This window comes from Micromonospora yasonensis, assembly GCF_026013475.1.
GTDB classification, from domain to species: Bacteria; Actinomycetota; Actinomycetes; order Mycobacteriales; family Micromonosporaceae; genus Micromonospora; species Micromonospora yasonensis.
On sequence record NZ_JAPDPH010000316.1, the window covers coordinates 1 to 6,335 of the forward strand.

Consider the following 6,335-nt stretch of genomic DNA (forward strand, 5'->3'; position numbering starts at 1 on the left):
TTGTTGACGCTTGCCCCGGCGCACGATGTGGTTCGTGTGACCGGTACCGTTGCGCCGGGGCGTCTGATCAGGCGTAGTAGTTCTCGCTGACCGGCCAGGACCCGGTTTGCGGGACCCAGCCCTGGAGGGTGGCGTACATGCCGACCCGGGTGTTGCAGTTGATCACCTGGAAGTGCAGGTGCGGCGCGCTCGCTGCCCCGGTGCTGCCCGACCAGCCGATGATCCGACCCTGTGGGACCCAGTCGCCGGGCCAGTAGAAGGACCGGTTCAGGTGTGCGTAGTGGGTGCAGGTGCCGTTCGGGTGCTGAATGATCACCTCGATGCCGTTCTGCCAGTAGGGCGACCAGTCTGATGTGACGATCCAGCCGCCCTGTGCGGCAGAGACCTCATAGTTCGCCGGGAGGCCGAAGTCCCATGCGTACCGGTTGTACTGATCGTAGTGTGAGTACGAGCCTCCCGGGCCCTGGGTGACCATGTAGGCCTCACCGGCCGGGTATGGCAGCTTGAAGTAGTCGGGAGCCGCCGATGCCGGGCTTGCTCCGGCCAGCAAGATCCCAGCCGCCGTGACCAGAGTGATCACCATGGCCACGCTCTTGCGCCACAGTGTTGTCGGTCGTTTCACGAACTCTCCCTCGGTGTAGTACTTGTCGACAGATGTCGGTGATCAACATCTTGCGAGCTGGGGTTTGCGAGCCGGCGTACGCGGTCGGTGGCGCTGTGCGGTCGACCATAGACAGGCACCAACCGCCGGGCATCGTGCGTTCGACCGACGGTCACTCGGGGCAGGAAGCCCCTCACCACACGCGCCATCACAGATCGTCGAGCCGTACGAACACTCGGTCACATACGCCCGGGCTGGTGTGGAATGCGTAGAGACAGGGCGGTTCCCGGTTGTTAGGGTCGTCGCGTGATCATCGAAGTCGGTCGCAGTGTTGGGACGCGGTCGCAGGCGTCCTGCTTCAATCTCGGGACCTGACAGCTCGCCATGCCGTCGAGTTCGGGACCGGGCAGCGCCGAGGCCGAGTTCCTGGCCTCAGCACGCCGCTATGCAGCGCCCCTGCGTGGGCTCGGGCTGTTGCTCATCAGCGCTTTCGGGCTTCTGGCGGTTCCCGGCGATGCCCTGCCGCTAGGGTTCGCACTGTTCGGGCTGGTGGTGGTTGGTGCCGTGGTGGACTGCTGGGCCGGGTTCTCCGAGCGTGCGGCGCCACTGGCGCTCACGTTCGCGGTGGCGCGTGTCGCGGCGATCTGCGTGACGCAGGAGTGGACTGGTGGCCAGCCGAACCGGTGGGCACTGAACACGATGACCACGACCGCGATCACTCTGCAGTGGGACTCGCCGCCGAAGGTATCGCTGCCCGTCACGGCAGGGTTGCTCGCGGTCAACTTCGCCGTAGTCGACGTCGGCGAGGAAAGCGCGGTCGGCCTGCGGCTGGTGGTCGAGTGCGTCATGGCGCGTCTGGCGTTCATGTTGCTGCGGCAGGCCAGCAGGCGGGTGGACGTGTTGCGGGCACGCGAGGCGGCGCTGACGCGGGCCGAGGCGGTGGCGGTGGCGCGGCACTCGCAGGAACGGGAGTTTCTCGCGTTGCTGCACGACACGGCCTCGGCGACGTTCCTTCTCGTGGCGGCACATGGCCAGAACACCCACCCCGCGCAGGTGGCCGAGTACGCACGGCACGACCTGGCCGTGCTCACGGGCGCTACGGGTGGGCAGAACTCGCACGACAGCCGTGTGAACCTGAATGCCGCGCTGCGCTCCGTCGTGGATCGAAGCCCACTGAGCGTTGACGTCCACTGGCAGGAAGGGACGCCGGTGCCCGCGTCGGTGGCACTCGTGCTAGTGCGCGCAGTACGTGAGGCGCTGGCCAACGTCGAGCGGCACGCCGGCGTACGCAACGCGACGCTGAGCATCCACGTCGAGGAGGACCGCGTGGTCGTTGCGGTCGACGACGCGGGCGTGGGGTTCTGCCCTGGCGAGGTGCCGCCCTCCCGCCGCGGCATTCGCGGCTCGGTCGTCGAACGCATGACCGCGGCCGGCGGCAGTGCCATTGTCACCTCGCGCCCCGGTGCGGGGACCTCCGTACGGATGGTGTGGCCCGGTGGCTGAGAGCCGTGCCGATAGCGACCACGTGCACCCCACGATGCGGCTCGCGCTGCTGTGCATCGTCGGCGTCGTGCAGTTCGGGCTGTGTGTACGGCCGCTGATCGAGTTCGAGTACCAGCCGCGGTGGGTCGCCGCGGCTGCGTTCACGGCACTGGCGCTCGTCACGGCGGCCTGTGCCGTGTGGGTGATGCGCCGAAAACCCATGCCGGCCGCGGTCGTGGTGCTCGGCACGGCGGTCACGCTGGCTGCCTCGGCCGGCGCCACCCGCGTGCTGCCACCTGGCGGGCACTTCGGCACACCGGACTGGTCGATCGGCCTGGTGGGGTGGCATCTATTGCTGCTGCTCCTGGACCGTGCGCCCGCACTGCTCGCCGCCATGGCCGCGCATCTGACGGCAAGCGTCGGCCAATTCATGTTGTCGGGCGTGCACGACCGCGCCGAGATCGGCGCCGCAGGCATCGTCGCATTCGGCACTGCCGGCATCCAACTGGCGGTCGTGCCGATCTCCCGGATGCTGCACCATAGAACCCGCCAGGCGATGTCGGTGGCAGCCGAGCAGGACCGGCTGATCACCAGGGTGATGGCGGCCGAGCAGTGGGAACGGGAACAGCGCACCGTCTTCGCCGGGCAGTTGGGTGTGACACTGCCGCTACTAGCGGACTTGGCCGATGGCGTGCTGGACCCCCGCGATGACGACACCCGACGACGGTGCTCCCTCGCGGCGACCCAGCTCCGCAGGTTATTCGCCGAGAACGACGAGGTCCCCGATCCGTTGGTGCACGAAGTCACCGCGTGTGTCGATGAGGCCGAACGACGCGGCGTCGAGGTGTCGCTGGCGGTCAGCGGCGCGGCCGTGGCGGTGCCCCCCGACGTGCGTCGGGAACTCACCAGCCCCGTTGTGGCGACGTTGGCGGCGGCGCGGTCCCAGGCGCGGGTGAGTGTGCTGCGCACCCACGAGGACGTGCGGGTCGCGGTGATGGCGGACGTCGACATCGACGTGGTCACCCCGATTTCCGCACAGGTTGTAGTCGACTGTGACACCTATGGCGAGCACGTGCGAATGGAGGCCAGATGGCTGACGACGAACAGCTGAGCGCCGTGATCGTCGATGACCACCCGGCCGTGCTGGCCGGGGTGGCCCACTGGCTGTCCTCCGGCACCCCGCCGATCCGGGTGGCCGCCTCGGGTCATGACGTCCGCGTCGCGTGGCTCGGTGAGGGTGCCCAGGCCGACGTGGTCATCCTCGACCTGCACCTTGGCGGACCGACCCCGGTGATGGGTGAGCTGCGTAGGCTGGTGGAGGCGGGGCGGCGGGTTGTCGTCTACTCGATGCGCGCTGACGACGCGATCGCACTTCAGTGCTTGGAGTTGGGCGCGCTGAGCTACCTGACAAAGGCCGAGGGCACCGAGCATCTCCTCAAAGCCACCAGGGCCGCAGCGGCCGGTCAGGCCTACACCGCGCCATCCCTGGCGGGCGCGCTCGCCGGCGACCGCTCTGCCCACCGGCCGGTGTTGTCGGCGCGCGAGACCGAGGTGCTGATCCAGTGGTTCCAGTCGCAGTCCAAGGAGTTCGTGGCTCAACGTCTGGGGATTTCGTCGAGCACGGTCAACTCTCATCTGGAGCACATTCGGGTCAAGTACGCGATGCGTGGTCGCGCGGCTCCCACCAAGGCAATGCTGGTGGCGCGCGCCATCCAGGATGGGTTGATCCAGCTCGACGATCTGTGACATCCCGGCAGCCGCGGCGCGGCGGTGCGGCCGCGGCTGCCGGGAGAGCGCGGTCAGTTCCCGGTGGCGACGCCGAGCTTCTGAAGTACCCGCTGGGCGGTGGCGACACTGGACTGCGGGTTCTGGCCCCTGAGGGGGCACGAAGAGCCCTGCTCGTGCAGCCGCGGCCCATTGCCTATGATCAATAGATCAGGCGGGGCGGCATGCCGGGCGCCACACTGCCACGCGAACTGCAGGAATGCGCAATGCGCACTCGCACTCTTGCGCGGCATCACGTCTTCGAGGGGATCATTCATTCCCATTGATCGGCTTCGCTCTCAATCTTGCGAGCAATCGCGATCGATGTGACCATGAACGGGCTGGCTAGTCATGGCTCAGAAAAGGCGGCAGGCCGGACAAACCTGGGCCGAGAGCGGCAGCACCGCATGTCACTGATCCGGCCAGCCCACCGCATCAACTCCGAATAGGAGTGCGCCGAATGACTGCTCTCAAGGCCGGTCTGGCCAGCCTCGTCGTCGTGTTCGCCTCGGTGGTGCTGGCCCAGCAACCGGCCGCCGCCCTACCCGCCCACCAAGCCACCGTCACTGCGGCACCCACCACCACACACACCGCCCAGACCACCAACAACACCGCAGCCTGCTCGGCCGCCGGTTACGGGCTCGGCGGCACCGCCTACTGCGGCAACGCGCTCGCCGGCTGGACCGACCTGTCCTCGCCGGCGGGCAGCGCCACCCAGCCGCTCACCCAACCGCACAACCCCCCGGTCACCGGCGCCTGGAACATCTCCAAGGGCCGTGGCACCCAGGCCGGTGACGTGCACTCGCTGCTCTACGCCGGCCACACCACACAGGTGCTCGCCGAGACACAGCTGTGGTTCTGCAACGGCACCGGCGGCAGCAACGTGACCGTCGACGGCCAGGTACTGACCCGCAACAGGGCTTGCCCCACCACCGGCGGCACGGCCTCGCATTTCGACATCGGCTACAGCTCCAACGATCTGGCCAAGGCCAACGCCACCGCCGACGACATGTGGGACCGCGGCATCGACGGCGCGGTGATGGACTGGTCCGGCGACTCGAACACGTGCAAGAGCGGCACCGGCGCATACCGGGACAACGCCCCGTTCGCCTCGGCCTGCGGCTCCGGCCCGAAGAACGTGGACCTCGCGTCCAAACGGCTGGCCTCGGCGATGACCACCCGACACCCCGCGATGACGCACATGATCATGTACGACGGCTCGGCCTACAAGTTCAACCAGTGCAACGTGCAGGACGCGTTCCAGCCGCAGTGCGTGCAGAACAAGATGATCGCCGACTTCAACGTGCTGGCCTCGAACTGGTTCACCAGCCCCAACTACCTGCGGGTGAACAACCAGCCCGTGGTCGCCTTCTTCCTGGACGAGACATCGGGCGTGACCACCTTCAACCAGTGCTCGACCTCCTGCCACCTGACCGGCTCGTACACCTGCTCCGGCGCGAGCGGCTGCTGGGCCGCCCTGTGGGACGGCATCCGCAGCAACTTCCGCAACCACGGGGTCGACCCGTACATGATCTTCCGCCACAACCACACCCACCGGCAGTCCGACGGCGGCTTTACCTGGGTCCACCCTTCCGGAGACACCGCCGGCACCGCCGCCGACCAGAACAACTGGGGCTCCAAGGCCCAGATGGACAGCCAGCTCAGCACCGAGTCCAGAGCACTGGCCAGCGGCACGACCGGCGCCAACGGCCTCCCGATCACCTACTTCGCCGGCGCCTGGAAAGGCTTCGACGACCGGATGGCCAACTGGAGCCCGTCCTGGGTCGACTTCAACACCCCCAAGCCCGCGCCCGTGCCATCCGGCTACTACCCACGCATCACGTCGCAGCGCTGCGGCACCAACTGGCTCGACACCTTCGCCGAGACCGGCGTCTACTTCAACACCTCCAACCAGGCGCCGTTCCTGATGATCGGCACCTGGGACGACTACGAGGAAGGCAGCGAGATCGAGACGGGGATCGACAACTGCGTTGCCTCGTTCACCCGCGGCCTGTCCAACAGCGTCCTGCAGTGGACGATCGGCCTGTCCGGCAACGGCGCCTCCGAGCGCACGATCGACCACTACACCGTGTGGTACTCCACCGACGGCACCGCCGGCGAACAGCTCGCCCAGCTCACCACGGTGGCGCGCACCGGAAGCGGAACCAGCGCGAACTACAGCCTCGATCTCTCGCAGTACTGCGCCACGCTGCCGGCCACCTCGGTGCTCTACGTGCAGGCGGTCGGCAAGCCGTCGATCGCCAACCACATGACGTCCGGCGTGACCTACAACAGCACCTGCTCCGCTTCGCCCCTGTCCGGCCGGGTGACGAACCTCAACACCGGCGGCGCCATCGCCGGCGCGACGGTCAGCATCAGCGGCCCGACGTCGGCCACCACGACCGCCGATGCCAACGGCAACTACAGCTTCAGCGGCATCCCAGCTGGCACCTACTCCGTCACCGGCGGGGCCAACGGCTACAAGGCC

General features: G+C 67.9%; 5 protein-coding genes. 4 read left to right on the forward strand and 1 reads right to left on the reverse strand.

The annotated features are described in order from the left end of the window. Positions 1–67: 67 nt before the first annotated feature. Positions 68–622 carry a M23 family metallopeptidase gene (locus ONA70_RS36780; protein ID WP_319959554.1) on the reverse strand — a complete coding sequence of 185 codons (555 nt, stop codon included), beginning with the start codon at positions 620–622 and terminating at the stop codon, positions 68–70. Positions 623–1,075: 453 nt separating this feature from the next. Here ONA70_RS36780 and ONA70_RS33850 point away from each other — a divergent pair, with 453 nt between their 5' ends. From ONA70_RS33850 to ONA70_RS33865, 4 genes are all read left to right on the forward strand, one after another. Continuing rightward, entirely contained in the window at positions 1,076–2,104 is a 1,029-nt protein-coding gene (locus tag ONA70_RS33850; RefSeq protein ID WP_265010556.1) for a sensor histidine kinase, read from the forward strand. Then, entirely contained in the window at positions 2,097–3,194 is a 1,098-nt protein-coding gene (locus tag ONA70_RS33855) for a hypothetical protein (protein ID WP_265010557.1), read from the forward strand. The genes ONA70_RS33850 and ONA70_RS33855 overlap by 8 nt, the downstream gene beginning before the upstream one ends. Then, entirely contained in the window at positions 3,173–3,829 is a 657-nt protein-coding gene (locus ONA70_RS33860) for a response regulator (RefSeq protein WP_265010558.1), read from the forward strand. Before ONA70_RS33855 ends, ONA70_RS33860 begins: the two co-directional genes overlap by 22 nt. 478 nt (positions 3,830–4,307) lie before the next feature. Further along, positions 4,308–6,335, forward strand: a 2,028-nt coding sequence (locus tag ONA70_RS33865) for a carboxypeptidase regulatory-like domain-containing protein (RefSeq protein ID WP_265010559.1), incomplete at its 3' end; no start/stop codon positions are given.

What these genes read in the sequence shown, in the direction of transcription:
- ONA70_RS33860 (WP_265010558.1), top strand. Translation starts at nt 3,173, where the DNA reads ATGGCTGACGACGAACAGCTGAGCGCCGTGATCGTCGATGACCACCCG.